Source organism: Rhizobium sp. SRDI969 (assembly GCF_025152725.1).
Taxonomy (GTDB): Bacteria; Pseudomonadota; Alphaproteobacteria; order Rhizobiales; family Rhizobiaceae; genus Rhizobium; species Rhizobium leguminosarum_I.
On the sequence record NZ_CP104035.1, the window covers coordinates 2,079,360 to 2,105,658 of the forward strand.

The 26,299-nt window shown below is 61.0% G+C and carries 28 protein-coding genes and 1 pseudogene; 15 read left to right on the plus strand and 14 right to left on the minus strand.

All coding sequences use genetic code 11. The features are described from left to right. Positions 1-71: 71 nt before the first annotated feature. Both N2A41_RS10485 and N2A41_RS10490 read right to left on the minus strand, forming a co-directional pair. The gene (locus N2A41_RS10485; protein ID WP_260110884.1) at positions 72-689 is read right to left on the minus strand and encodes a flavin reductase family protein; all 618 of its coding nucleotides are present in this window, start codon (positions 687-689) and stop codon (positions 72-74) included. Continuing rightward, positions 689-1,273: a nitroreductase family protein gene (locus tag N2A41_RS10490; RefSeq protein ID WP_222294861.1), complete on the minus strand. Its 585-nt coding sequence runs from the start codon at positions 1,271-1,273 to the stop codon at positions 689-691. Before N2A41_RS10490 ends, N2A41_RS10485 begins: the two co-directional genes overlap by 1 nt. A 114-nt stretch (positions 1,274-1,387) precedes the next feature. Between N2A41_RS10490 and N2A41_RS10495 the strand changes: the two genes are divergently transcribed. Beyond that, complete coding sequence (locus tag N2A41_RS10495; protein WP_260110885.1) at positions 1,388-2,485, plus strand: hypothetical protein; 1,098 nt, start codon at positions 1,388-1,390, stop codon at positions 2,483-2,485. A gap of 160 nt (positions 2,486-2,645) precedes the next feature. Here the strand turns inward: N2A41_RS10495 and thrS are convergent, their stop codons facing one another. The 5 genes from thrS to N2A41_RS10520 form a co-directional block, all read right to left on the minus strand. Then, positions 2,646-4,631, minus strand: a complete 1,986-nt coding sequence (gene thrS / locus N2A41_RS10500) for a threonine--tRNA ligase (RefSeq protein ID WP_260110886.1) — start codon at positions 4,629-4,631, stop codon at positions 2,646-2,648. Between the two features lie 124 nt (positions 4,632-4,755). After that, positions 4,756-5,283 carry a DUF1697 domain-containing protein gene (locus tag N2A41_RS10505; protein ID WP_170282317.1) on the minus strand — a complete coding sequence of 176 codons (528 nt, stop codon included), beginning with the start codon at positions 5,281-5,283 and terminating at the stop codon, positions 4,756-4,758. Continuing rightward, on the minus strand, positions 5,280-5,708 hold the full coding sequence (locus N2A41_RS10510; RefSeq protein ID WP_260111128.1) for a DUF2267 domain-containing protein: 429 nt from the start codon (positions 5,706-5,708) through the stop codon (positions 5,280-5,282). Before N2A41_RS10510 ends, N2A41_RS10505 begins: the two co-directional genes overlap by 4 nt. Further along, positions 5,705-6,109, minus strand: coding sequence for a membrane protein insertion efficiency factor YidD (gene yidD / locus N2A41_RS10515; RefSeq protein ID WP_222294856.1), 405 nt, complete (start codon positions 6,107-6,109; stop codon positions 5,705-5,707). The genes N2A41_RS10510 and yidD overlap by 4 nt, the downstream gene beginning before the upstream one ends. Positions 6,110-6,114: 5 nt before the next feature. Beyond that, positions 6,115-6,561 (minus strand): iron-sulfur cluster assembly scaffold protein, encoded by a 447-nt coding sequence (locus N2A41_RS10520; RefSeq protein ID WP_260110887.1) that lies wholly within the window; start codon positions 6,559-6,561, stop codon positions 6,115-6,117. 306 nt (positions 6,562-6,867) lie between these two features. Here N2A41_RS10520 and folE point away from each other — a divergent pair, with 306 nt between their 5' ends. The 3 genes from folE (at position 6,868) to N2A41_RS10535 (ending at position 9,039) form a co-directional block, all read left to right on the plus strand. Next, on the plus strand, positions 6,868-7,482 hold the full coding sequence (folE, locus tag N2A41_RS10525; RefSeq protein WP_260110888.1) for a GTP cyclohydrolase I FolE: 615 nt from the start codon (positions 6,868-6,870) through the stop codon (positions 7,480-7,482). 25 nt (positions 7,483-7,507) lie between these two features. Beyond that, positions 7,508-7,960: a phosphoribosyl-AMP cyclohydrolase gene (gene hisI, locus N2A41_RS10530; protein WP_017964406.1), complete on the plus strand. Its 453-nt coding sequence runs from the start codon at positions 7,508-7,510 to the stop codon at positions 7,958-7,960. Between the two features lie 116 nt (positions 7,961-8,076). Then, positions 8,077-9,039: a patatin-like phospholipase family protein gene (locus N2A41_RS10535; RefSeq protein ID WP_017964407.1), complete on the plus strand. Its 963-nt coding sequence runs from the start codon at positions 8,077-8,079 to the stop codon at positions 9,037-9,039. 69 nt (positions 9,040-9,108) lie between these two features. On the opposite strand, the gene N2A41_RS10540 is transcribed toward N2A41_RS10535, so the two are convergent. Together N2A41_RS10540 and N2A41_RS10545 are read right to left on the minus strand one after the other, a co-directional pair. Then, on the minus strand, positions 9,109-9,543 hold the full coding sequence (locus N2A41_RS10540; RefSeq protein ID WP_260110889.1) for a CBS domain-containing protein: 435 nt from the start codon (positions 9,541-9,543) through the stop codon (positions 9,109-9,111). Positions 9,544-9,634: 91 nt separating this feature from the next. Beyond that, positions 9,635-10,426 carry a rhomboid family intramembrane serine protease gene (locus N2A41_RS10545; protein ID WP_162117111.1) on the minus strand — a complete coding sequence of 264 codons (792 nt, stop codon included), beginning with the start codon at positions 10,424-10,426 and terminating at the stop codon, positions 9,635-9,637. Between the two features lie 262 nt (positions 10,427-10,688). Between N2A41_RS10545 and N2A41_RS10550 the strand changes: the two genes are divergently transcribed. From N2A41_RS10550 to N2A41_RS10580, 7 genes are all read left to right on the plus strand, one after another. Further along, positions 10,689-11,333, plus strand: coding sequence for a PAS domain-containing protein (locus N2A41_RS10550; protein ID WP_222385073.1), 645 nt, complete (start codon positions 10,689-10,691; stop codon positions 11,331-11,333). Positions 11,334-11,457: 124 nt separating this feature from the next. Next, positions 11,458-12,069: a PilZ domain-containing protein gene (locus N2A41_RS10555; protein WP_017964411.1), complete on the plus strand. Its 612-nt coding sequence runs from the start codon at positions 11,458-11,460 to the stop codon at positions 12,067-12,069. A 374-nt stretch (positions 12,070-12,443) separates the two neighbouring features. Then, complete coding sequence (gene pip, locus N2A41_RS10560) at positions 12,444-13,418, plus strand: prolyl aminopeptidase (protein WP_260110890.1); 975 nt, start codon at positions 12,444-12,446, stop codon at positions 13,416-13,418. A 364-nt stretch (positions 13,419-13,782) separates the two neighbouring features. Continuing rightward, on the plus strand, positions 13,783-14,388 hold the full coding sequence (locus N2A41_RS10565; protein WP_260110891.1) for a transglutaminase-like cysteine peptidase: 606 nt from the start codon (positions 13,783-13,785) through the stop codon (positions 14,386-14,388). Between the two features lie 302 nt (positions 14,389-14,690). Continuing rightward, positions 14,691-15,476: a hypothetical protein gene (locus tag N2A41_RS10570; RefSeq protein ID WP_260110892.1), complete on the plus strand. Its 786-nt coding sequence runs from the start codon at positions 14,691-14,693 to the stop codon at positions 15,474-15,476. Between the two features lie 134 nt (positions 15,477-15,610). Then, a complete protein-coding gene (locus N2A41_RS10575) occupies positions 15,611-17,221 on the plus strand; it encodes a D-alanyl-D-alanine carboxypeptidase (RefSeq protein ID WP_260110893.1) in 1,611 nt (536 codons plus the stop codon). 113 nt (positions 17,222-17,334) lie between these two features. Further along, the gene (locus N2A41_RS10580; protein WP_170261440.1) at positions 17,335-17,610 is read left to right on the plus strand and encodes a hypothetical protein; all 276 of its coding nucleotides are present in this window, start codon (positions 17,335-17,337) and stop codon (positions 17,608-17,610) included. Between the two features lie 90 nt (positions 17,611-17,700). On the opposite strand, the gene N2A41_RS10585 is transcribed toward N2A41_RS10580, so the two are convergent. Both N2A41_RS10585 and N2A41_RS10590 read right to left on the minus strand, forming a co-directional pair. Beyond that, positions 17,701-18,138, minus strand: a complete 438-nt coding sequence (locus N2A41_RS10585) for a DUF1489 family protein (RefSeq protein WP_260110894.1) — start codon at positions 18,136-18,138, stop codon at positions 17,701-17,703. A 169-nt stretch (positions 18,139-18,307) separates the two neighbouring features. Continuing rightward, on the minus strand, positions 18,308-19,711 hold the full coding sequence (locus N2A41_RS10590; RefSeq protein WP_260110895.1) for an L-serine ammonia-lyase: 1,404 nt from the start codon (positions 19,709-19,711) through the stop codon (positions 18,308-18,310). Positions 19,712-20,063: 352 nt separating this feature from the next. On the opposite strand from N2A41_RS10590, the gene N2A41_RS10595 reads away from it, so the two are divergent. Further along, complete coding sequence (locus N2A41_RS10595) at positions 20,064-20,498, plus strand: VOC family protein (protein ID WP_222385080.1); 435 nt, start codon at positions 20,064-20,066, stop codon at positions 20,496-20,498. 38 nt (positions 20,499-20,536) lie between these two features. Here N2A41_RS10595 and N2A41_RS10600 read toward each other — a convergent pair whose 3' ends face one another. Beyond that, positions 20,537-21,736 carry an acyltransferase family protein gene (locus tag N2A41_RS10600; protein ID WP_260110896.1) on the minus strand — a complete coding sequence of 400 codons (1,200 nt, stop codon included), beginning with the start codon at positions 21,734-21,736 and terminating at the stop codon, positions 20,537-20,539. 164 nt (positions 21,737-21,900) lie between these two features. On the opposite strand from N2A41_RS10600, the pseudogene rpiB reads away from it, so the two are divergent. From rpiB to N2A41_RS10620, 3 genes and pseudogenes are all read left to right on the plus strand, one after another. After that, positions 21,901-22,351: pseudogene (gene rpiB, locus N2A41_RS33320) on the plus strand (ribose 5-phosphate isomerase B). Positions 22,352-22,592: 241 nt separating this feature from the next. Further along, complete coding sequence (locus N2A41_RS10615) at positions 22,593-23,357, plus strand: DUF599 domain-containing protein (protein ID WP_222385082.1); 765 nt, start codon at positions 22,593-22,595, stop codon at positions 23,355-23,357. Beyond that, positions 23,357-24,346 (plus strand): heparan-alpha-glucosaminide N-acetyltransferase, encoded by a 990-nt coding sequence (locus N2A41_RS10620; protein WP_260110899.1) that lies wholly within the window; start codon positions 23,357-23,359, stop codon positions 24,344-24,346. The genes N2A41_RS10615 and N2A41_RS10620 overlap by 1 nt, the downstream gene beginning before the upstream one ends. A 25-nt stretch (positions 24,347-24,371) precedes the next feature. Here the strand turns inward: N2A41_RS10620 and N2A41_RS10625 are convergent, their stop codons facing one another. Both N2A41_RS10625 and mgtE read right to left on the minus strand, forming a co-directional pair. Continuing rightward, positions 24,372-24,764: a MerR family transcriptional regulator gene (locus tag N2A41_RS10625; protein ID WP_018072195.1), complete on the minus strand. Its 393-nt coding sequence runs from the start codon at positions 24,762-24,764 to the stop codon at positions 24,372-24,374. A 63-nt stretch (positions 24,765-24,827) separates the two neighbouring features. Then, positions 24,828-26,243, minus strand: a complete 1,416-nt coding sequence (mgtE, locus tag N2A41_RS10630; RefSeq protein ID WP_260110900.1) for a magnesium transporter — start codon at positions 26,241-26,243, stop codon at positions 24,828-24,830. Positions 26,244-26,299 lie beyond the last annotated feature (56 nt).

The window sequence follows — 26,299 nt, forward strand, 5'->3', positions numbered from 1 at the left end:
TGCTGCGACCGTAGCGGCAAAAGGTTTAAGATTGGTTCATCATATTTCTTAAGCCTTTGTATACCTTGCGGTTAGCCTTCAATTGGCGGCAGTTGCGGCCGGACCATCTCGAAAACATCGCTGCCTTCGCTGTAATCCATATAGCCCATGCGGGCGAGAGGTCGGGCGATCGACATGTCGAGGCGGCCGTCCCTGACGATCGCTTCGTCGATGCGGATGCCTATCACTTCGCCGAAGACCAGGACGTTTTCGGACGGCGCGCCCGATAGCGTCTTCGGCTCGATGATTTCGGTCATCTTGCATTCGAGCACCGCGAAAGCCTCGCCGACATAGGGCGCGTCGATCAGTTCGGCCTGCTTCGGCGTCAGGCCGGCGAAATCGAATTCGCTGTCGCCGTAGGCCAGCGCCGCCGAGGAAAGGTTCATCTTCTCGGCGAGATCGCGGCTGACGAAATTGCAGGTGAAGACGCCGGTCTCGGCCGCATTGCGCTGGCTGTGCTTGCTTCCGGCGGAAGAAAACATCACCAGCTTCGGCCGATCGGCAACGGCATTGAAAAAAGAATAAGGCGCGAGATTGATCGAGCCGTCCCTGCCCTTGCTACCGATCCAGCCGATCGGGCGCGGCGACACGATCGCCTTGAAAGGATCATGCGCAAGCCCATGCCGGTTGCTATCGGTGGTATAGAACATCAATCGTCTCCGCCGACCCAGGTCACGGTGTCGCCAAGCTCCGGCCGAGGCCGCTCGATTGCCGGAAATGTCGTCGAGCCGATATGGATGAAGCCCGCCACCCTTTCATCAGGCCGGACGCCAAGCAGCGGATAGGCGCGCTTGTCATAGGCGAACCACTCCGTCAGCCAGTTGGCGACATAACCGTTGGCGTTGGCGGCGAGAATGACATTGAAGCAAAGCGCGCCTGCCGACATCAACTGCTCCCATTCCGGGATCTTGATATGCGGCCCCGCCTTGCTGACGACGGCGACGACCACGGGCGCGCGGGTGAAACGGCTGCGCTCGACCTCGATCATCTCTTCGGAAAGGTCGGGTTTTGAATGAAGTGCCAGCGTCAGAAGCTCCTCGCCGAGACGCACGCGCTGCTCTCCGCGATAGACGATGAAGCGCCAGGGGGCGATCTTGCCGTGATCGGGAACACGCGAGGCAAGACGCAGGATTTCCTCGATCTCGGCCTTCTCGGGGCCTGGTTCGCACATCTGGAAAGCGGGGATGGAGCGGCGCACGGCGAGGTAGTCGATCAGCTTGATATCGGATTTCATGCGGGAGAGGCTCTCATTATTTATGCTGCTGCAAAGGGTGGGTCTTGAATTTGCCACCGCGTTGGTCTTGAAGTGGCCTTTGCGATTTCAGAAGTCAATCGGTTCACGAAACAGATGTTTGGCATTTTGCCTTTTGCACGCATCGGCCTTGCCATTGCCCTGATGGTATTGATGCCCCTCGGCGCCGGCGCTCAAGATGCCTTCAAGGGATTCAAACAGCTTGAATCGACGCCGAAGATGCCGAAGCTCGATGCCTTCATCGCGCCCGGCACGGTGCCCGAAGGGGTCAAGCTGCACGACGTCCCGATGGAGGCCAAGCTGACGGCGGACGGCGCGCCGGTTGAGGAAGGCCTCTCCTGGTACGTCTTCAGCCCGATCGCCGGAGCCGACGGCAAGCTGCCGCTGATCGCCAGCGCCAAGGGCGGACCTGCCGCCTTCCAGCTCGCCCCCGGTGATTATTTCGTCAACGTCTCTTTCGGCCGCGCCGGCGTCACCAAGAAATTGACCGTGCCCGCTGAAGGCGAGGTCGACAAGCAGGTGATGGTGCTCGATGCCGGCGGCCTGCTGCTCAATGCCGTCTCCGGCACCGACGCCCGCATCCGCCCCGACCAGTTGAGCTTCTCGATCTATTCTTCGGAAGTGCGCGACGATGGCGAGCGCGGCCTCGTCATGGCCGATGTCTCGCCGAATACCATCGTCCGCCTCAATGCCGGCACCTATCACATCGTTTCCGAATATGGCAGCGTCAACGCCGTGATCCGCGCCGACATCCAGGTCGAGGCCGGCAAGCTGACCGAGGCGACGATTCAGCATCGCGCCGCGCAGATCACCTTCAAGCTGGTCTCCGATGCCGGCGGCGAGGCGATCGCCGATACGGCATGGTCAATTCTGACCGCGGCCGGCGACAGCGTCGGCGAAAGTGTCAGTGCCTTCCCGACCATGGTCCTCGCCGAAGGCGGATATTCCGCCGTCGCCCGTAACAAGGACAAGATCTACCAGCGCGATTTCACCGTCGTCGCCGGCAGGAACACCGATGTCGAGGTTCTGATGAAGGACCAGCAGCCGCAGCCACCGGTGGATGCTGCCCGCACGGTGCAACAAGTGCCAGTCGGCACGCCGCCCCCGCCAGGCGTCCAGCCGGCCCCGGTGGCGCCACTGCCCTCCTACGAACAGCTCGTGCCGCAGGGCGGCGACGACACCAGCCTCGATTGATTTTAGCTTTACTGGTTTCGTTTGATCAGCTGCGTCTCATGACGACGCAGCACGGCGACACCATCGAGAAGACGGCGTCGTACGTTCACGGTGGCTATATTGCGGTTGCATATCGGATTTCTGACAGCGCCACGCCCGGCGCTGTCAAATCCGGCTTATTTCAGGCCGCCTTGGCTTTTTTTTCTTCGGCCTTGCGACGAATGTCGGGCGGTGTCGCTTCAAGGGCAAGGCTCTCGACGGCAGCGTCAAGCTCCATCGAAACCTGTTCCTGGCTGCCGAGGCGACGGATGTTGACCGTGCGCTCCTCGGCTTCCTTCCTGCCGCAGACGATGATGACAGGAACCTTGGTGACCGAATGCTCGCGGACCTTGTAGTTGATCTTCTCGTTACGGAAGTCGGTCTCGACGTTGAGACCGGCCTCGCGCAGCGCCTCGGCCACTTCAAGCCCGTAGGCATCGGCTTCCGAGGTAATCGTTGCGACCACCACCTGAAGCGGTGATACCCAGAGCGGCATGTGGCCGGCGAAGTTCTCGATCAGGATGCCGAGGAAGCGTTCCATCGAGCCGCAGATGGCGCGGTGGATCATCACCGGCTGCGTCTTTTCGGAGTTGCTGTCGATGTAGAAGGCGCCAAAACGTTCCGGTAGGTTGAAGTCGACCTGCGTCGTGCCGCACTGCCATTCACGGCCGATCGCATCCTTCAGCGTATATTCGAACTTCGGCCCGTAGAAAGCGCCCTCGCCCGGCAGGATGCCGGTTTTGATGTTGTTGGACTGCTGCTGGATCGTCTCCAGCACGCCCATCATCACGTCTTCGGCACGGTCCCAGAGCTCGTCCGAACCGACGCGCTTGTCCGGCCTTGTCGAGAGCTTGATGGTGACTTCGTCGAAGCCGAAATCCTTGTAGACCGAAAGGATCAGATCGTTGATCTTCAGGCATTCGGCGGCCATCTGCTCGTCGGTGCAGAAGATGTGGGCATCGTCCTGCGTGAAGCCGCGCACGCGCATCAGCCCGTGCAACGCGCCCGACGGTTCGTAACGGTGGACATTGCCGAATTCGGCAAGCCGGATCGGCAGCTCGCGGTAGGATTTCAGCCCGTGCTTGAAGATCTGGATATGGCCGGGGCAGTTCATCGGCTTCAGTGCGAAGACGCGGTCGTCGTCGGTGTCGTCGCCGGCGACCGTCACCTTGAACATGTTGTCGCGGTACCAGCCCCAGTGACCGGAGGTCTCCCACAACGACTTGTCGAGCACCTGCGGCGCGTTGACTTCCTGATAATCACCGGCAAGCCGGCGGCGCATATAGGCGACCAGCGTCTGGAATACACGCCAACCCTTGCCGTGCCAGAACACGACGCCCGGCCCCTCTTCCTGGAAATGGAAGAGATCCATCTCGCGGCCGAGGCGGCGGTGATCGCGCTTTTCGGCTTCGGCAAGCATATGCAGATAGTTGTCGAGCTCCGACTGTTCGGCGAAGGCCGTGCCGTAGATGCGGCTCAGCATCGGATTGTTGCTGTCGCCGCGCCAATAGGCGCCGGCCACCTTCAAGAGCTTGAAGGCGTTGCCGATCTGACCGGTCGAGGCCATGTGCGGACCGCGGCAGAGGTCGAACCAGTCACCCTGGTAATAGATCTTGAGATCCTGCCCTTCCGGGATCGCGTCGACGAGTTCGACCTTGTACTGCTCGCCCTTGTCGGCGAAGACCTGTTTCGCCTTTTCGCGCGACCAGACCTGCTTGGTGAAGGCGGCGTTGCGGGCGATGATCTCCTTCATCTTCTTTTCGATCTTCGGCAGATCGTCGAGTGTGAAGGGCTCGTTCTTGGCGAAGTCGTAGTAGAAACCGTTTTCGATGACCGGGCCGATCGTCACCTGGGTGCCGGGCCACAGCTCCTGAACGGCTTCCGCCATGACATGCGCCGCGTCGTGGCGGATGAGTTCCAGCGCGCGGTCGTCATTGCGGGTGATGATCTCAATTCTGCCCGTCGTCACGGGGTCGGAAAGGTCGCGCACGGTGCCGTCGATAGCAACGGCCACTGCCTTCTTGGCGAGCGACTTGGAAATGGATTCAGCGACATCCCGGCCGGTTGCGCCGGCATCGTAGCCGCGCACGGAACCATCGGGAAATGTCAGGGAAATAGCTTGGGACATCGAAATTCTCCTTGTCCAGTCCCGCCAACGAATGCGGGTGGTTGACATGAAAGCGCCTCCGCGGAGCTGAATGCGCAGCCGCCTGATAGCCAGATTTGCTGTCTGAGTAAAGACGAAGCCCGGGCTATATGATCATTTCAGTCAGCCCACGCACGGTGTTCCAGTTGCGCATCGTACCGACGCCGAGCCGCTTGGTGGTCAGCGCCGAAAGCAGCTTGGACTGGCTCGGCTTGCCGGCGAAATCGATCCAGAGATCGCCGCCGACGACGGCGATGCGCTGTCCCTCCGTCATCAGCGGTTTCAGCGCCTCCACCTTCTTGGGGTCGACCGGCAGGCGCATCACCCGGACGATGACCTGGTCACCATTGCCGTCCTTGAAGGGATTGGTGCTGCAAAGCGCCATCCAGGTGCAGTCGCTGCGCACGATGATATCGACATGTTTGCCGAACTTTTCTTCAAACCCCTCCTCGAGGGCTACTTCGAGTTCGTGCGGCCGCATCTCGTCGGCCTCGAAGACGAGATTGCCTGTGGAAACCAGCGTGCGCGGCTCGCGATAACCGAGCTCTTCGGCAAGTGCGCGCAAATCCTGCATGACGACGCGGCGGTCGGGCGCCAGGACAATGCTGTGCAGAAGGGCGATGAAGGTGCTCATGGCTGCCAGAACTCCTCTGCGCCGTCGGGCAAGGTCTTCAGCACTCTGTCGAATGCGGCGGCGTCGACATGTTTTCGCACAGCCATCGCCACGTCTCGGATGGCTGTGTCGGGGGAAAAGTTATGGTCACCGCGCAGTGACTGCACCTCCCGCGTCATCGGCGCACGATCCTCGAAGGACCGTTTGGCCTCGTCGGGATTCCAGTCGGCGACGAAGATCGCACGCAGCACCGGCGGCAGCACATCGGCGAACCGGAGCGCGTCTGCCACATCGAGGCGGCGGCGGAACGTCTGAAAGACCCCTTGGGTCATGATGTAGACCACATTTCGGCTGTCGATCAGCGTATCGGCTCTGATATCATCGAGATAATGGTCAAAGTCTTCCGATGCACGCCTGTATTCGCCGGGCATCGTCACGGCGGTCAGCCTCTCTTGCGTCCGAGGGCGAGATAACGCCACGGCGTCCACCAGCGGAAGCTGTCGCCGAGCATCTCCGGCACCTGGTCGAGGCCGCTGGTGCCGCCCGGGCCGCAGCGGCCGACGCGAAACAGCGTCATCCAGCCGCCGGCCCAAAGGCCGTGGCGGGCGATCGACTCGTAGCCATATTCGGAGCAGGTCGGGATATGGCGGCAGGAATTGCCGATGAAGCCGGACAGCGTCAGCTGGTAGAGGCGGACGAGCCCCATGCCGAGCAGACGGTCGGGGGTCTTGCGGAACGGACCGGCATAGTTGCGGGAGGTGCGTGCGGCCTTTTCGCGCGGCTTTTCGGGTCCGGCGGCGCCGCCGTCATCCTCATCGTCAGCCTGCGGGGCGCAGAATTCGCACATCTCGGTTATGCCTCGACAACTTCCGCCCGTTTCGCCTCGATCTGCCCGATCGCATCGACGACCGCATCGAAGGTCAGCATCGTCGAGGCATGGCGGGCCCTGTAGTCGCGCACCGGCAGCAGATAACGCATGTCTTCGAAGCGTCCCTGAGGCCCGGCCCCGTCCGCCTTCAACATGGCAAGCATGTCCTGGCGCGCCTGGCGCAATTCGCCCGATGTGGCGCCGACGACATGGCGGGCCATGATCGAGGACGAGGCCTGTCCGAGCGCGCAGGCCTTCACCTCATGGGCAAAGCCGGTCACGGTATCCCCGTCCATCTTCAGCCAGATCCGCACCTTCGAGCCGCAGAGCTTGGAATGGGCCTGGGCGCTCGCATCGGCATCATCAAGCGTTCCGGTCAGCGGAATATTGCCGGCGAATTCGAGGATTTTGCTGTTGTAGATGTCATCCATACTGGATTTCCGCTCCAAGATCGCTGCGGATCGGCCTCTGCAGGGGTGTTATTGTCGTCAAAACAAAAAACACACCGTGTCGTCTGAGGATACTTACATATAATGGCCGTCTTCCTATATGTATGTCGTTCGAAGGCCATGAAAATGCAATGGCCTCGTGTAAGTTTGATTGGGAAACCGTGCCGGACGGGCTGAATGTGCCCTGAAAGCCCCGGAGCCTGCCAAAGGTGCATGAATTCCCGCATGGGATGACCAGTGGCGATTCCGACAGATGGGTCCGCGGTGCGGACCAGGAGACCATTGTTCATGGACGCAATCGTAAAAAACTTTCCGCAGACGAACCGCGACTCGGATCGCCCCTCCCAGCAGGAGGCGGAGGAAGCCGTTCGCGTTCTGTTGCGCTGGGCCGGCGACGACCCGACGCGTGAAGGCCTGCTCGAAACGCCGGCCCGCGTCGTCAAATCGTACCGCGAGCTTTTTTCCGGTTACGACATGGCGGCGGAAGACGTGCTCGGCCGCACCTTCGAGGAGGTCGCCGGTTACGACGACATGGTCCTCGTCAAGGATATTCCGTTCTACTCGCATTGCGAACACCACATGGTGCCGATCATCGGCAAGGCCCACGTTGCCTACATGCCGGACGGGCGTGTGCTCGGCCTGTCGAAGATTGCCCGTGTCGTCGAGATCTATGGCCGTCGGTTGCAGACCCAGGAAACGATGACCGCCCAGATCGCCCGGGCAATCGACGATACGCTGAATCCGCGCGGTGTCGCAGTGCTGATCGAGGCCGAACATATGTGCATGGCGATGCGCGGCGTTCAGAAGCAGGGCTCGACCACGTTGACGACGATGTTTACGGGAACGTTCAAGACTGAGCCGGCCGATCAGGCCCGTTTCATGACCATGGTGCGGAGCCGCTGATACCGGCTCCCTCAGGAGGGCCGCGATGAGTCAACTGATCTTCAATCAACCATCCGAGGACAAGTCGGCGCTGGAAGACGCCGGCGATTTCACGCCGCGTTTCGACGACCGTGGCCTGATCACCGCGATCGTCACCGACGCCGGCGATGGCGAGCTGTTGATGGTGGCGCATATGAATGCCCAGGCGCTGGCGCTGACCATCCAGACCGGCACGGCGCATTATTTCAGCCGTTCGCGCGGCAAGCTCTGGAAGAAGGGCGAGACCTCGGGCAATCTCCAGACGGTCAAAGAAATCCGCACAGATTGCGATCAGGACGCTATCTGGCTGAAGGTCGAGGTCGCCGGCCACGACGCCACCTGTCACACCGGCCGCCGCTCCTGTTTCTACCGGACGATCACGCTTCGAGACGGAAAGCCGATGCTTGATATCGTCGACGACGAGCTTCATTTCGATCCGCAGGATGTCTACGGAAAATAGCCAGAATTTCCCGGCATTTGCTCCTTATTGCGCCAGAAACAGCTTCTATATACCATTTGGAAACTGATCGGGCACACTATCGGGAACCAAGTGTTCTGCTGGGAGGGGAGAGCGCCATGCTGAGCTGGAGTCTGCATCGTCAAAGCTCTGAAGGCGAGGGTTCCGGTTCCGATATGTCGACGACGCTCGAGATGCTCCCACCTCCGGCGCCTCAAAAGAAAATCAAGATCGCGCTGGCACTCGGCGGCGGCGCTGCCCGCGGCTGGGCCCATATCGGTGTGCTGCGCGCACTCGACGAGGCAAGGGTCGAGATCGGCATGATTGCCGGCACCTCGATCGGCGCGCTGGTCGGTGGCTGTTATCTCGCCGGCAAACTCGATGAACTCGAAAGCTTCGCGCGCTCGCTGACAATGCGCCGCATCGCAAGTCTCCTTGATCTCACCATCGGCGGCAGTGGCCTGTTCGGCGGCATGCGGCTGACCAAGCGCATGCAGGAACATCTCGAAGGCCTGAACGTCGAGGATCTCGATCGGCCGTTCGTTGCGGTCGCGGCCGAGGTCAATACCGGTCACGAGGTCTGGATCGCCAATGGTTCGCTGATTACGGCGCTGCGCGCCTCCTATGCCCTGCCTGGCATTTTCGAGCCGGTGCGCAGCAATCACCGCACGCTGGTCGACGGCGCACTCGTCAATCCCGTCCCCGTCTCCGTCTGCCGCGCCTACGAGCAGCCGCTCGTCGTCGCCGTCAATCTCAATTACGATCTCTACGGCCGCTCGGCCGTCGTCCGGCACAATGCCAGCCTGTCGGCCCAGGAAGTGCAGAAACAGGAAGAAGCGCCCTATGCGCGCCTCGGCATGACCGGCGTCATGGTGCAGGCCTTCAACATCATCCAGGACAGGATTGCCCGCGCCCGCCTTGCCGGCGACCCGCCTGATATTTCGCTGCAGCCGCGTCTCAGCTATATCGGCCTTTCCGAATTTCACCGGGCTGGCGAGGCGATCGAACGCGGCTACGAGGAAGCCAGAGCCAGGCTCCCCGAGATCAAGCGCATGCAGGAAGTCTACGCCAGCCACCCCTGATGCAGGCCGTCCACAAGCCTGCAGCGGTTTTGCGACAACGACATCGGTCGAGCATGGCCGGCGAAAACCTCAGCCGGCGATATAGGCCTTGATTTCCTCGGCCTCACGCTCGACTTCGGCGATGCGCGATTTCACCACGTCGCCAATCGAAATGATGCCGGCAAGCTTGCCGTTGCTTTCCACCGGCACGTGACGGAAACGGCGGCTGGTCATCAGCTCCATAAGCTCGTTGACGGTCGTCTCCTCATGGCAGCGGTAGACCTTCGCGGTCATGACCTTGGCCAGCGCCTGGTCCAAGCCGTCCTTGCCGTGTTTGGCGATCGCATGCACGAGATCGCGCTCGGTGAACATGCCTGAAATCCGGTTCTCCATGCCGACGACGACGATGGCGCCGATCTTCTTCTTGCTGAGGATGGCGGCCGCCTCGGCGACGGTGGCGTTCGGCCCGGCGGTGACGACGTCCCTGCCCTTCAGGTCGAGGATTGCTTTGACTGAACTGGTCATTCGAACCTCCTATGTCCGTGAAACACTTGTCACAGGCATCCGCGGCGGTTTCTCCCCCCATCGCGGATAGGTAGATCGTGCACTGCCCGGCTCAGGATTGCAACATATCCTTCTCCATTCCGGCGGGTTCCATCACAGGCGGGCGCGGCGCCCGATCGAACAGCGAAAACAGCAGGAAGCCGAAGACGAAGCCGCCGATATGTGCGTCCCAGGCAATCGGCTGGTCGCTATCGCCGACGAGAGGGATGCCGACGGCGATCAGCGCATTGCCGACCAGCCAGAGCAGCATGAAGATGATGACGGTGCGGCTCTTCAGCGCCTCGACGATGGAAAGCCGGGGATTGAGATGCGCCGGTGCCATCGGCCGTCGTTCGGCCGGAAAGGCGAATCGGCAGGCGGCGCCCATCAGCCCGGAGATGACGCCCGACGCGCCGATCAGCAGCGACACGTCCCCCCAGTTCAGGACCGCGTGCAGGGCGGCTGATGCAATGGCGGAAAAGACCCAGAAGAGCACGAAGCGTAGCGTCCCGATGCGGCGCACGACCGGCGCGCCGAAGGCCATCAGCCAGAAAGCGTTGAAGAGGATATGCTGGACGCTGCCGTGCAGCAGCGAATAGGTGACCGGCGTCCAGAACAGCTCCGGTCCCTGCTGCGACAGCGGAATCACATAACGGGCGGGAACGAAGCCGAAGGTGAAGAACAGCCAGTTCAGCGCATCGTCGGACAGCAGGAGCTCCTGCACCGCATAGATGATACCAAGCAGGCAAAGGCTGAAGAGCAGTGCCGGTGGAAGATTAAAGACCGGTTCGCGCGGTGGCCGTGCCGGTGGCTGGACCTCGGGAGGTTCTGGCGCCTTATGCGGCTCGGCCGTCTGCTCATTCATCTGTGTTTTGCCTCGTTGAGGCCACAGCCATACAGGAGCGCCTGTTAAAAAAAAAGCCGCCCGAAGTGCCGGGCGGCGGACCGGGAGCTCAAGGAAAGACTTGGGCCCGGGCAGGTTGTGCTGAACTCCGAAAGTCGAAGCGATGCGGGACAATGTCACGACAGGCACTGCATCTCAACCGAAACCATCTCTTAACCTTAACCGCCGTGATTTGGCATGAAATCCGCAAGGTAGAGTCTGTACGGGCAATGACTGCCCGAAAATGCTCCGGAATGAGACAGGTTGGTGTGAAATGCGTGTGCAAACGACCATCGAAATTTTTGACTACTGGAACCGTATCCGCGGCGCTGCCGATGCGCCGCTGAAATCACAGGTCGAGCCCTCCGCCGTCCCCCACCTGCTCCAGAATCTGTTCATTCTTGAGAGGCGCGACGGCGGAGACATCGGTTTCCGGCTGGCCGGCACCCGCATCTGCGATCTCTTCGGGCGTGATCTGCGCAGCGAACGTTTTTCGTCTCTCTGGGCAAATGGTCAGCACAAGGACATCGAACGCACGGCGATGGGCGTCATGGATCATGCCATGCCGGCCCTGTTCAACGCCACCGGCTATAGCACCGTCGGTCATCAGGCCTCCTTCGAGATTATCATGATGCCGCTGCGTTCGCCGGACGGGGCCTGCGACCGGCTGCTCGGCGCGATCGCGCCGACAGCGGCGGCGAGCTGGCTGGAGATCGTACCGCTCGAATTCCTGGCGCTCGACCGCAGCCGCCTGCTCCCCGGAAAGTTCGCCAATGCAGCACCGGCCGAGCTGCGACCGATCAACAAGATCGTCGCTGGCAAAAGCATCCATTTCGGCCAGGTCATGCGCCGCATGGTGTCGCAGCTGCTGAGCGTGGAGGCGCGCTGAGGGTCCCATTTTAGGACACCGGATATACTCGTTTTCCGCTATGTCGGGACGGCGCGAAACAACCTTCTGTTAATGGATTGCAGGTAAAGATCGGTCTCTGCGATTTTCATGAAGAAGCCCTTTGATGCACTCGTTCCAGCCAGCTCAGACGCAACGACCTGCGCCGCGCCCTGAACAGGGCGTTTTCCAGCGCGTGCCCATCAATATGCAGGGCCGGCTGATGCTTGCGAACTACGAGGAATTCGAATGCATGGTGATCGACATGTCGCCTGGCGACATGTACGTCACCTGCCCCGGCCGGCCGCGCGCCAACGAACGCGTCGTCGCCTATATCGACCATCTCGGCCGTGTCGAAGGTTATGTCCAGACGATCGATGGCCGCGGCTTCACCATGTCGATCAACGCCACCGACCGGAAACGCGAGAAGCTCGCGGCCCAGCTCACCTGGCTTGCCAACAAGCATGAACTCGGCCTGCCGGAAGATCGGCGCCACGACCGCCTGACCCCACGTGACACGAAGACCGAGCTGACGCTCGAGGACGGCACGCGTTATTTCTGCCGCATCATGGACCTTTCGCTGTCGGGCGCTGCCGTCGACGTCGAAATGCGCCCTTCGATCGGAACGGCGGTGCGGCTCGGCAACATGCGCGGTCGCGTCGTACGCCACTTCGTCGAAGGTGTGGCAATCGAATTCCTGTCGATCCAGTCCCGCGAGACGCTGCGCGAATTCCTTTAAAAGCTGCGGAAGATGGCGCTGCCTTTCCGGGGGTTCCGCGGCGGGGCGCAATTTTCGACGGACGTTCATCGAACGCGATTGCCAGGTCCGGCGCACACTCTGTCAGGTCGTGTTGAAAGGCCTGCACGTCACGGCAAGAGATTTGCAAGCGGCAACGAATCTGGCTTTGGAAAGCAGGCGCGAAATCCTGTCGCAAGTCGTTCCACCCAGTCGGCAGATAGTATTATGAGTGGAACAAGCTGCGACACCGATCTGCACTCGGTGAGGTTGCCCAAAATGTGCAGTGATTTTGCGTTCGAAAATGCCTCGCCCTCGCTCGTCATTCGTTCGTCACGGATATGACGGATAAGGCCCGGCTCGATCGCAGGTGGCCCATGTCAGTTCTCTATCCCGAAATCGAAACCTATGATCACGGCTTGCTTGATACGGGCGACGGCAATCTGATCTATTGGGAGGCCTGCGGCAATCCGACGGGCCGCCCGGCACTGGTGCTGCACGGCGGCCCTGGCTCCGGCTGTTCGACCATGGCGAGGTGCTATTTCGATCCCGATGCCTATCGAATCATTCTGTTCGATCAGCGCAATTGCGGCCGCAGCCTGCCGAGCGCTGCCGATCCGCAAACCGATCTCTCCCTCAACACCACCTGGCATCTCGTTGCCGATATCGAACGGCTGCGCGCCGGTCTCGGCATCGACACCTGGCTCCTTTTCGGCAATTCCTGGGGCTCGACGCTGGCGCTCGCCTATGCCGAAACTCATCCGGAGCGGGTCGCGGCGATCGTCATCGCAGGCGTGACCACCACTCGCCTCTCGGAAATCGACTGGCTCTATCGGCGCATGGCGCCGCTCTTTCCGGAAGAATGGCACCGTTTCCGCCAGGCGGCTGCCCCAGCGATTCAGGGAGTAGACGAGGACATGGTGGCCGCCTATCATCGTCTCCTCAACGATCCGGACCCGGAAACGCGCCTCAAGGCGGCGCGCGACTGGCATGGTTGGGAGGCGGCCTCGATTCTGCTCGCCGATCCCCAAGGCCTACTGCGCCGCTGGGCCGACCCCACCTATTTACTGACGCGCGCCCGCATCATCACCCACTACTTCAGCAACGGCGCCTGGCTGGAGGACGCCCAACTTTTGAAGAATGCCACGCGGCTCACCGGCATTCCCGGCATCCTGCTGCAGGGAAGGTTCGACATCGAGGCGCCGCTTGTCACTGCCTGGGAACTCGCCCGCGCCTGGCCGCAAAGCGAGCTCAGCATCCTTCCGCATGCTGCCCATTCCACCGGAAATCCCGATATGAGCGCGGCGATCGTCGCCGCCACCGATCGATTTCGCGATTTTCCTCAAAAATAATTTCCCGTCGGAATCGGCGATCTGAGCGACATTCTGCTTTTGAACCGGTCGAATCGGTCGATTCCGGCTGCGTCGACGGTCGACCGCACGTCGCCGGCCGGCCGCCGGAAGTTATCCGGCTTAACGAAAATCCTTAACATGAGGACGGCAACGCAACCTTTTCGCGGGCGAAAGCCTTGTTGCGTGCATTACAGTTTTAATCGAATTCGAGACAAATCCGCATCGAATTTTACTCGCATTCAAGTTTGTTTTTAGCCAAGTTTTATCGGCATTTGAATCAACTAAGCCTTTAATTCTATTGCGTAATTTTCCGTGAGATAAAAACGTCTGTGCCATTGTCACCTCAACTTACGGGGAGACGGCAATGACAAGCGCGAATATCCTGAAAGGCGGCCTTCTGGCCGGTGCCATTATGACGGCTATGGTGGGCTCGGGACAGGCGATGCCCGCCAGCATGGCCCTGGCAGGCAATGCCAGCCCGCCGATCGGGCATTACGAATTCTGCAAGGCGAATCCGACAGAATGTGTCGAAGTCGGCGGCGATGCCGGACCGGCCATCCTCACCGAGGATCGCTGGAAGGAAATTCTCAAGGTCAACTACACCGTCAATTCGACGATCCAGCCGATGACGGACGAGCAGATCTACGGTGTCGAGGAGCACTGGGCCTATCCGCGCACCGTCGGCGATTGCGAGGATTACGCCCTGCTGAAGCGCAAGATGCTGATCGACGACGGTTTCTCGCCGTCCGATACGCTGATCACCGTCGTGCTGCAGCCGAATGGCGAAGGCCATGCCGTACTGACGGTTCGCACCGATCACGGCGACTTCATCCTCGACAACATGCGCAACAAGGTGCTGCTGTGGTCGGATACAGAATACACCTATTTGAAGCGCCAGTCCGCCGACGATCCGGCCCGCTGGTCAAAGCTTCAAGACGGCCGCGCTGTCGCGGTCGGTAGCGTCAAGTAAGAACAGCCTGCCGGCTAGATCATGATGCCGAAAAGCGTGAGCGGTTTTCGGACGACATCATGCTCAAGAACAGGATTCAGATTTTTCGGCCGAGCGGCCTAAAATCATCCTGTTCTAGTCGGCTGCAGCCTGCGGCCCGGTCAGTCCCCGCATCCCGTCCCGACCGGTGCCCAAGAGCCGTTCCCGCTGTCCCGGGAACGGCTCGCCCTCTTTTAAAGCCTTACCTCACCAGTATCTTAGCGAATTGTTAACCTTGCCGGCTCGATCATGGCGGTGAGATTCATCATCGGCACCGGCGGCTCATGTTCTTCCTGCGGCGGACCGAAACGCGAAGAACCGCCATGAGCCATGCCGCGCACAGCGCACCCGACGAGCAGCCGCTTTTTTCCATGGGATTTCTCCTCCGCACGATGGCGGCGATCGCTGTTCTGGCGGTCCTGACAGTTGCCATCAGCATCGGCGGCCGTTGGTTCGGCCGCCACATCTCGCTTGCCGGCAACACCGACAGCACGGTTGAAATCATGCTGGCCATCGGCCGCGACACCGTGAAATTCCCCGAGAACGCCATCCGCTTTCCTAGCCAGAGGCATGAAGGCGCCGCCGAACGCGTCGATCTCTACCTCGCCTGGCCTGAGATGCAGGGTTACGGCAAGGAAAACCACCTTCGATTCGACGATGTCGCCCAATCCTCCGGGCTGATCTTCCTGCAGGTTACCCAGAGCACCATGTCGCGCGACATGTCCGGGCGGCTGGAACCGATCTATTCGCATCTGATCGAAGGACCGGCCGAGCCCTTCCGCAACCGCCTGACGCTGCATCGTCTTCGCGCCGATGCGGGTTATGGCGACGAGGTACTGCTGACGGCGCCCGTCGAGGGCGGGCCGAATTACGTCGTGCGCTGCATTTTGCCTTCAGCCCCGGACAAGGCGGCGAGCGGAGATTGTCAACGCGATATCAAGGTCGGCAGGGATCTCAGCGTTCTCTACCGCTTTTCGAGCAGCCATCTCGACGACTGGGAACATATTGATGCCGCTATCCGCACCTTTGTGGAAACGCGTCTTGTGAACCGTTCTGCGACAACACCCTAAAATGCTCCCCTGACAGCGAAATAAACGATTCATCATAAACGGATTGGTAACGCCCAACCGGTAATTTTAGAAGACGAGCTGTGCGGCGGGAGGTGTGCGGTTCCTGCCAAAATCTGAAATGCAAAATATCTGAAATGCAAGAGAAGAGTGGAATAGTGTCAAGGTCAGCCTCCTCCGTATCATCGTCCCGATCCGGCAATTTTCTGGCAAAGCTGCTGGCGATCCTTTCGGTGGCCGTCACGATCGTCCTGGTCGATTCGGTAAATGCCGACGCAGAAGCGGCGAATTCGAAATATGCAGGCATCGTCGTCGACGCCAAGACCGGCAACGTTCTCTACAGCGAGAATGCCGACCGGCTGCAATACCCCGCCTCCCTGACCAAGATGATGACCATCTACATGACCTTCGAGGCATTGGAGCAGGGCCGCATTCGCCTCGATACGCCCGTCCCCTTCTCCGCTCATGCGGCAGCCCAGGCGCCCACCAAGCTCGGCGTCCGCGCCGGCGGCACGATCACCGTCGAGCAGGGCATTCTCGGTCTCGTTACCCTGTCGGCCAATGATGCCGCAACCGCGCTCGGCGAAATGCTGGGCGGCGGCAGCGAGGATCGTTTCGCCCAGCTGATGACCGCCAAGGCGCATGCGCTTGGCATGACGCGCACCACCTATCGCAACGCCAACGGCCTGCCGAATACGGCGCAGATGACGACGGCGCGCGATCAGGCTCGCCTCGGCATCGCCCTTCGCCAGCATTTCCCGCAATATTACGGCTATTTCTCCACTCGCGCCTTCAAGTTCGGCAGCCGCACGATCCGCAGCCACAACCGCCTGGTCGGTTCGGTGCGCGGCGTCGACGGGATCAAGACTGGTTACACGCGCGCTGCCGGTTTCAATTTGGTGAGCTCGGTGCAGGTAGACGGCAAGTCGATCGTCGGCGTCGTGCTCGGCGGCGCCTCGACGCCCGCCCGCGATGCCCAGATGCGCAATCTGATCGCCACCTATCTGCCGAAGGCATCGAGCCGCGGCGGGTCGTCGGCGCTGATTGCCCAGGCAGCCCCTGCCCCGGCGATGATCGAGACACCCGCTCCGGTCCAGCCGCAGAAGGTCCAGCAGAAAGTTCAGCCGCAAATGGCCCAACAGCAGATCGCAAAGACGATCACCGCAGCGCAGCCGCCAGTTTCGGCCGCAGCCGCCGATCTCAGCCTGCCGCACAAAGGCCCGCTGCCGGATGCGCGTTATCAGGTCGCCGAGACCGAGGTTGCCTACGCCGAGACCGCTCAGTCGAAATCCGACAATCCGCTGGTAGCCCAGCCGATGCCGGCGCCGACCAAAGTCAAGACGATGACCTTCAAGCAGCAGGCATCGGTCGCCGTGCCGACGCCGGCGCCCGCCTATATGCCGCCGGAACAGGGCGATACCTCGGTCGATGAGGTCACCACCGCCTCGACCACTCCCACTTCTCCCACTTCGACTGGCGCCGCTTCAACCAGCGATGGTCCCAGCGGCTGGGTTGTGCAGGTCGGCGTCTCGCCGAACCGGCAGATGGCCATGGATCTCCTAGAGAGCGCCAAGAGCAAGGGCGGTAGAGCGCTGGCCTCGGCGAAGCCCTTCGCGGTCGCCTACGCCGCTGGTGGTGATCAGCTTTACCGCGCTCGCTTTGGCGGCTTCGACGATCAGCGCGATGCCGTCAACGCCTGCAAGGCCTTGAAGAAGGCCGGCATCAAGTGCTGGGCGGCTGCCCAATGAGCTATTCGATGCTGCCTGCAAAATCGCCGGCGGCATTGGTGACGGCCGGAATCGGTGTTTGCGTTTCCGGCCACCATTCTTGAACTCGATCAGTATTGCGTACGGGGAAAACAATGGCGATTAATGAGAATTTTCCAGGAATGCCTTCAGACCGCCGCATGGCGGCCAAGGGGCGCTCATCTCTGCATCCGCTGCACGAGGCGGCTTTGCGCCTTGCCGAGATTGGCCTGCAACGACCGAAGGCGAAGTCTCCGAAGACCCGGGATCTTATCAATCTGCTGCTGTGCCATGGTGCGCGCGCCTGGCGCTACTCCCAACCCGAAGCCCGCATCCACCTGCATGTGACATCCCCCGGCGGCAGCGCGCCGGTGCAGCTGCGCCTGCGCTGAGCTGCGGAGTGCCGCGTGCCCGAACGGGGCACGCCGTCACCTTCAACCCACGCATAAACCTTTCCGGAAGTCCGCTTCGATTTCCGGGGATTAGAGCAGACCAAGGTCCGTGAGTTCGCGGCGAAGATCAGCGGGCATTTCGGCAATGCCGGCGCCAAGACTTGTCAGGTCGCGCGGTACGTCATCTTCACTGTAATAACGCCAGCCCTGGAAGGGACGTTTCGGCTGCACGGCCGTCTCGATGACCTCCGGGCCGAGCATCAGGCGGCAGCGCGAGATGCCCTCGCCGTCCGTGAAGGTCTCGATGCCGAGCAGCTTCTGCCTGGCCTGCACCTGCCCCTTGATCACCCAGTAGAGCGAGCCGCCGTCAAGCAGTTCCTCCATGCGTTTCGGCGCCATGCGCGTCGTATGCACCGAATGCGGCTCGAGGCCGGCGGCAATGGCGCGCAGTGAGCGTTCCGCCACCCATTCGCGCAGATCGTCGATCGAGTCGGCGCCGACGCAGAGTTTGATGAGATGCAATGCCATGCCGCCGTTGAAATCCTTTTGGCAGCGAGCGTCAAGCACCTCGAGCACAATTTTATTCTTAGACCGGAATCGATCTAAGGATGAAATTATGCAGCAGTTCAAAGTGTTACAAGCGTCCTTTGCGCGTCTGAAAGGACGCATGGTGCTGTAACGTCAAGCGTCCACAAACTCAGCATTCAACGACGTTGACCGCAAGACCTCCGGTCGAGGTCTCCTTGTATTTCTCGCTCATGTCGTGGCCGGTCTGGCGCATCGTCTCGATACAGGCATCGAGCGGCACGAAATGCTGGCCGTCGCCCTTGACGGCAAGCGATGCCGCGGTGACCGCCTTGACCGCGCCGAGCGCGTTGCGCTCGATGCAGGGAACCTGCACCAGGCCCGCGACCGGATCGCAGGTCATGCCGAGATGATGTTCGAGCGCAATCTCGGCAGCGTTTTCGATCTGCTCCGGCGTGCCCCCCATGACGGCGGCAAGGCCAGCGGCGGCCATCGCCGCAGCCGAGCCGACCTCGCCCTGACAGCCGACCTCGGCGCCCGAGATCGAGGCATTGTGCTTGATGATGCCGCCGATGGCAGCGGCCGTCAGCAGGTAGTCGCGGATGCCGTTCTGGTCCCAGTCCTCGTGGAAATGCTCATAGTAGCGGATCGTTGCCGGAATGACGCCGGCCGCCCCGTTGGTCGGCGCCGTGACGACACGCCCGCCGGCTGCATTCTCCTCGTTGACGGCCATCGCATAGACGCTCAGCCAATCGTTGGCGAGCAGCGGGTTGACGCGGTTGCTGCGCCACTCCTCCTCCAGCTTGTCGTGAATCCTGCGGGCGCGGCGCTTGACGTTGAGGCCGCCGGGCATGATGCCATCGACCTTGAGGCCACGCTCGATGCAGGACCGCATCGCCTCCCAGATGCGGTCGAGCCCCTGATCGAGCTCCTCGCGTGAGCGCTGGCTCTCCTCGTTCGCCCGCTTCATCTGCGCGATCGACAGCCCGGAGCGCTCCGCCATTTCGAGCATCTGCTTGGCGGTGGAGAACGGATAGGATACGCGCGTTCCGCCGGCCGCGTTCTTCTTCGCTCGCATCTGTTCCAGCTCGGTGTCGGTGACGACGAAGCCGCCGCCGACCGAATAATAGACGCGCTTGACGAGCAGCCGGCCGTCTCTGTCAAAGGCGGAAAAGACCATGCCGTTTGCATGGCCGGGCAATGGCTGTTTCTTGTCGAAGACCAAGTCGGTTTTCGGCTGGAACTGATACGCGGGATGCCCATCCGGCGTGATGCGGTCGGTGCGCTCCACTGTGTCGACGATGCCGTCCATCCGGTCGGGATCGACGCTGTCGGGCGCCTCGCCCATCAACCCGAGAATGACAGCCCTGCCCGTGCCGTGGCCGATGCCGGTATGGGCGAGCGAGCCGTGCAGGCTGACCTTGATGGCCGTGACCTGTGCGCCCGATGACGGGCGCGGCCATTCGTTCGACAGGATCAGCTCGAGAAAGCGGTTGGCGGCCGACATCGGACCCATCGTGTGTGAACTCGACGGCCCGACACCGATCTTGAAGACATCGAATACCGAGAGAAACATGGGTGCGCCTTCTGAATATGAGGATGCAAGCTTAAGCGAGGTCGGTTTCGAATCCGTGCAGCACACCGACATCGCGTGGAGCCGGTGCGACATTCCGGCCGCACACTGGAGCGCCGCGTGTCCCGTAGGACGCGCTGGCAGTTTGAGTGTGCGCATAATCCCCTCCGAAAATCGAATCCGATTTTGGGGTCATGCGCTAAACCAAGCGGCCCGTCTTACCAATCATTGCTGCATTCAATGAAGCCCAGGCGGAGAAAGAACCGGTTGCCTTATCTTGACAGTCTGCATCGCCTCCCAATGTCCTGCTGACGTCGATGCTAGACGACACCTTGCAGATTGGGAGATTGGACACATGGCGCTCAAACGGATGGACAACGTAGGAATCGTCGTCGAAGACCTCGGAGTGACGATTGATTTCTTTCGCGAGCTCGGCCTCGAGCTGGAAGGGCGGGCCACGATCGAAGGAGAGTGGGCCGGACGTGTCACTGGACTGGGCAATCAGCATGTCGAGATTGCCATGATGCGCACACCGGATGGCCATAGCCGGCTCGAGCTCTCTCGCTTTCTCACGCCGCCTGTCGTCGCAGATCACCGCAACGCCCCGGTCAACGCGCTCGGCTACCTCCGCGTCATGTTCGCCGTTGACGACATCAATGAGACGCTTGATAGGCTGCGCAAGCGCGGCGCGCAGCTCGTAGGCGAAGTCGTGGACTATCAAGACACGTATCGGCTCTGCTACATCCGCGGGCCTGAAGGGCTTCTCATCGGACTGGCCCAAGAACTCTGAGCGCAATACGAAGTCAATGACGACGAGCGGCAACTGCGCTATGCGCGAAGCTTCTCGTTACGATCATCTTGAATGACCGTGCCGTCAGCTCCATCCGGTGGGGTGGACGTCGTCGAGATCTGTCGTTGATCGACCATGTTTGACGTTGCCCCGTTCAGCAGGCGTTTTTCGATCTCCTGCAGGTCGAGGATAGCGCGGTTCATTTGGCCAACTGGAGTTTCGCGCCAAACCAGACGCGAGCGACTATCCTGCCATAGCTGGACCAGCCACCGTCGGCCTGGAACCTCGATCGTCTCGTGGATGAACCATGCCCCGACTGCCGCAACGAAAAGCGTCACCATGATGAGCGCCGGTTCCGGCATCAATGCATCAAAAGTCAGACGCGCCAGGAACATGACGGGCACATGGAAAAGGTAAAGTGAAAAGCTGATCTTTCCGAAAAACCGTACCGGCCCAGCTGCCAGGACACGGGCTGCGATGGGAGGCTGTCGAGCGACGAGCCCGACAATGACGGCCGCGGCCACCGCACTTTGCAGGCTCCAAAATTCCGGGGAAAAGCCGGGCAAGATATGCCGGTAAGTGAAAAACACCGCCAGAGCGAAGAGCGTTAAAATGCCTGTGAGGGCAGATGGAATCCAGCTGTTCCAGTAGGAATGCATCATTCCGGCAAGTGCGCCGAACAGAAAGTAAGGGAGCTTGGAGACGAGCAGGATTCCCGGGCCTGGCAATCCTCCCAGGCCATCCACGACGACGGCCACGGTGAGGCCCACAATTATGCCGCTATAGCGGTGCGGCTGGGCCAAGCAAAGCCACAGGACAGGAAAGAGCAGATAGAACTGGATCTCGGGTGGTATCGACCAGAAAACACCACTCGAGCCGAGAAGAAAGATATGACGTACAAAGTCCGTGCCACTAACGATCGGCTGAATAAAATCCAGATTTTGCATGCTCGACAGCATCGCCACGAGAATGACAGCCGCCAGGTAAACCGGATAGATGCGGGCAAAGCGGCTCACCAGAAAATCCAGCACATTTTCTCTCGTAACCGGCCGTGAGCCGTAGAGATGAGCCATCAGGAAGCCGCTGAGAGCAAAAAATAGACCGACAGCTTCGTCGCCCATCGTCACGAGATGCGGAGCTGTGATCGGAAAGATAAGGCCAATATGGGCTCCAACGACCAGAAGCGCAGCGACACCGCGCAGGCCATCGAGACTCGGGATGTAATCCGGCCGACTCATGGGTCACTTGTGAATTCGGAGTTCAGGTTCAGTCCTGAACAATTGGCCATCACGACTTTACAAGCGGTTAACACGACGCCCTGCTCGCGCACCTCTAGACTGGTGCGGCGCGAGCATGCATCGTCAAGACGGCAAATTGCTTTGGAAAACGGAACCACTTCTCCATGACAGCCACCAACCGCATCGCCCTCTCCAGCGACCACGCCGCCATTCAGCTCCGGCAGGCTATTGCCGGTCATATCGCGGCGCAAGGCTGGATAGCGGTCGATATCGGACCGAAAACGCCGGAGAGCACACACTATCCTCACCACGGCCAAGCGGCGGCGCGTCTTGTCGCCTCCGGCGATTGCCGCTTTGGGCATCATTTTATGCGGTAGCAGCCAAGGCATCATGATGGCGGCGAACAAGGTAAAGGGCATCCGTTGCGGCGTCTGCGCAGACCCGTTCTCAGCCCGCATGATCCGCCAGCACAACGATGCCAATATGCTTTCGATTGGCGTGCGCGTGGTGGGCGAAGGGCTGGCGCTCGATATCGTCGATGCATTCCCGACCGCTCGTTTCGAGGGCGGCCGGCATGCGACGCGGGTGGGGATGATTGAGGCGCGGGAGGGGTAGCGCCGTCCTTTTCTCGTTCTTTGGGTTCCATCCCTAATCCCCAGGCTGACGGATCACCGCATTGCTTCATTTAGGCCCAGAAGATGCCGGTCGGCTATCCGCCAAGCCTTGTCGTTTCCCGACGGCTCGATTATGCCGAACTGCCGCATGGCCAAACTCGCGTAAAGCCGCCGAACTCGGCCATGCAGCATAATCCGACTTGCGGCATAGTGGTCGCGTTCATGCGGAGACCGAATCACTGATGACGACGGCGGATTATATCGCTCTGACTTTCTTTGCCTTTGTCTGGATGGGCTATTCCTGGCTGCTGCACGGCCGCACCTTCTTCGGACGCACCAGCCTGACCCATGCGATGACCGAACGGCGCCGGGAGTGGATCTACAATTCGCTGCGCCGCGACCTGAAGATGATCGACACGCAGATCATGGCCGGCCTGCAGAACGGCACCGCCTTCTTTGCCTCGACCTCGATCTTCGCGATCGGCAGCTGCTTTGCTTTGCTCGGCGCGACGGAGAAGGTCGATGCCGTCTTCGCCGACCTGCCCTTCGTCTTCCATGGCGGCCATGCCGTCTTCGAGATGAAGGTCGGTGGGCTGGCAGCGCTTTTCGGCTACGCCTTCTTCAAATTCGGCTGGTCCTATCGACTGTTCAACTACTGCACAATTCTCTTCGGCTCGATCCCGATGATGCGCGACAGCGAGCGCGACGTCATCGCCGCCGAGCGGGCGGCCGAACGCGTCATCCGCATGAACGTTATTGCCGGCAGCAATTTCAACGAGGGGCTCAGGGCGATCTTCCTGTCGATCGGCTATCTCGGCTGGTTCATCAACCCCTATGTCTTCATGATGACGACGGCGATCGTCATCTTCGTGCTGACACGCCGGCAATTTTTCTCGCAGGCGCGACTGGCGATCATGGATGCCGGTCCGCCATCAAATCTCCACCTTTCTGCTATTGGCCGCGATAGTCCGTCGAGCGGCGGAAATCATTTGCCCGAGGGACTTTGATGATATTGCCGGCAACGAAAGCCGATGCGGCGGTAAAACCGCCGCGCATCGGTCTATTGGATACGGCGCGCGGCGTCGCGCTGATCGCCATGGCGAGCTACCATTTCAGCTGGGACATGGAGTTCATGGGCTATCTCGCGCCGGGCACGGCCGAAACCGGCTGGCTGAAGATCTATGCCCGGGCGATCGCCATGACCTTTCTCTTCATCGTCGGCATCAGCCTGGTGCTCTCGAGCACGCCCGAGATTCGCTGGCCCTCCTACTGGAAGCGCTTCGGCATGATTGCCGCGGCAGCCGCGCTGATCTCGATCGCCACGCGCATCGCGATGCCGAACGAGTGGATCTATTTCGGCATCCTGCATTGTATCGCGGTGCTCACGCTTATCGGCGTCGTTTTTTTGAGGTTGCCGCTCGCCTTCACGCTCATCGCCACGCTCGCGCTCTTTGCCGCCTGGATCACCGATAATTTCGGGCCGCCCGGCCTGCTTCGCTCATCCTTCTTCGATCCCAGATATCTCGCTTGGATCGGCCTTGCCGTTACGCCGGAACGCTCTAACGACTACGTCCCGCTATTTCCCTGGGCAGTGCCCTTCCTCGCTGGATTGAGTATCGCCTCGATCGCCATCAAAACCAGGCTGCCCCAGCGGCTTGCCGCCATTGGCACCGGTTCCTGGTGGCCGGCAAGGCTCGGCCGCCACAGCCTTGCTTTCTATCTCATCCATCAGCCGGTGTTGATCGGCATCGCCTATGGGCTTTCCCTCGTCGTCCCGCCGCAGGCGCCGGATCCGCTCGCGACTTACCTAAGGCAATGCAACGCCTCTTGCGTCATGCAGCAAGACGAAGCGCTTTGCCGTGGCTTCTGCCAGTGCACGCTGGACAAATTGCAGGCCCAAGCCCTGTTCACGCCGTTGCAGGCGGGAAAGATCGATATTCGGAACGACGAGCGGGTCCAGACGATCGCCGCCGAATGCAGCGCCGAGGCACAATAGAGGTTGGCAACCCCGTAGCCGCTTTTCAGGTGGTGACGCCGATTTCGGCGAGGCGGCCGAGGCAGGTCTCTTCGATAGAGTCGAGTTCCGCCAGCGTGTCGTCGATATCCTTGCGCTTCTGGCGCAGGTCGTCGCGCTTCTCGTCGACGCGCTTCATCAGGAGCTTCAGCTGGCCGAGTTCGCCCGGCGGCTCCTTGTAGACCTGTATGATCTCGCGGATTTCTGCGATGGTGAAACCGATGCGCCGGCCACGGAGGATTTCCCCGATGAGGCGCCGGTCGGCCTGCCGGAACAGACGGGTGCGCCCGCGCCGCTCCGGATGGATCAGTCCCTCGTCCTCGTAGAAGCGGAGCGTGCGCGTCGAGACCCCGAATTCGCGCGTCAGTTCCGTTATGCTATAATATTTGTTCACCGGCATGTGTTCCCCGTCGTCGGACAGACGATAATATTGACTTTTACGTAATAGTCAATTTTTGGCCGTTCAGATGCCGAACCACCAGGTAGCGATGCCGAGAAAGGCGAAGAAGCCGGTACAATCGGTCACTGTCGTGACGAAGACGGAAGAGGCGATCGCCGGGTCGGCGCCCATCTTGTCGAGCAGCAGCGGCAGAAGGATGCCGGCAAGAGCGGCTGCCATCAGGTTGATGACCATCGCCGCTGCGATCACCGCACCGAGCTGGTAACTTTGGAACCAGATCCCGGCGATGGCGCCCATGATCGTCGCGAAGACGATGCCGTTCAGGATGCCGACGCCCGCCTCCCTGCGGATGATGCGGCCGGCATTGTAGATGTCGAGATCGCGGGTCGCGAGCGCGCGCACCGTCACCGTCATCGTCTGCGTGCCGGCATTGCCGCCCATCGAGGCGACGATCGGCATCAGCACGGCAAGCGCAATCATCTTCTCGATCGAGCCGTCAAACAGCCCGATGACACTGGCCGACAGCATCGCCGTGCCAAGGTTGATCAAAAGCCACAGGAAGCGCGAACGCACCGTCGAGAGCACATTGTCCGAAAGCTCTTCGTCGCCGACGCCGCCGAGGCGCTTGATGTCCTCGTCCGCCTCCTCGTGGATGACGTCGACGACGTCGTCGATGGTCAACACGCCGACCAGCCGGCCGTTCTCATCAACGACGGCGGCCGAGAGAAGGTCGTACTGCTCGAAGAGCTGGGCAGCCTCCTCCTGATCCATCTCGGCTGGAACCGGATGGTTCGTCTCGCGCATGATCTGCTCGATTTTCGTCTGCCGCTTGGTGCGCAGGATCTGATCGAGATCAACGGCGCCGAGCAGCTTGAAGGTCGGGTCGATGACGAAGATCTGCGAGAAGGAATAGGGCAGATCCTCCTCGTCGCGCATGTAGTCGATCGTCTGTCCCACAGTCCAGAACGGCGGCACGGCGACGAATTCCGTCTGCATGCGGCGCCCGGCCGAACTTTCGGGATAATCGAGCGCCCGGCGCAGCCGCACCCGCTCGGTGAACGGCAGCTGGGCGAGAATTTCTTCCCGGTCTTCCTTATCGAGGTCTTCGAGAATGTAGACGGCGTCGTCCGAATCGAGCTCGCCGATCGCGGCGGCGATCTGGTCGTTCGGCATCTGGTCGACGATCTCGCGGCGGATCGCCTCGTCGACTTCGGTCAGCGCCGTCATGTCGAAATCGTCGCCGAGCAGGCGTACCAGCGCCAGGCGCTGATCCGGCTGGATCGCCTCCAGCAGATCGCCTATTTCGGATTCGTGCAGCCGGGCGACATTCTGGCGCAGGAACAGCGTGTCGCGATCGGCGATTGCGGCGCCGACAAGCGCCAGGAAATCGCCGCGGACATTGCCGTCCTCGTCGTAGATATCGGCTTCCTCGTCATCAGGACGCCTGCGAATGCGGTCTTCCCCATCGGTCGTCGTCATCTGCCGCCCTCGCATCTGGTTCGAATTTCAACGACTGCCGCGCCGCATTCGCAAAT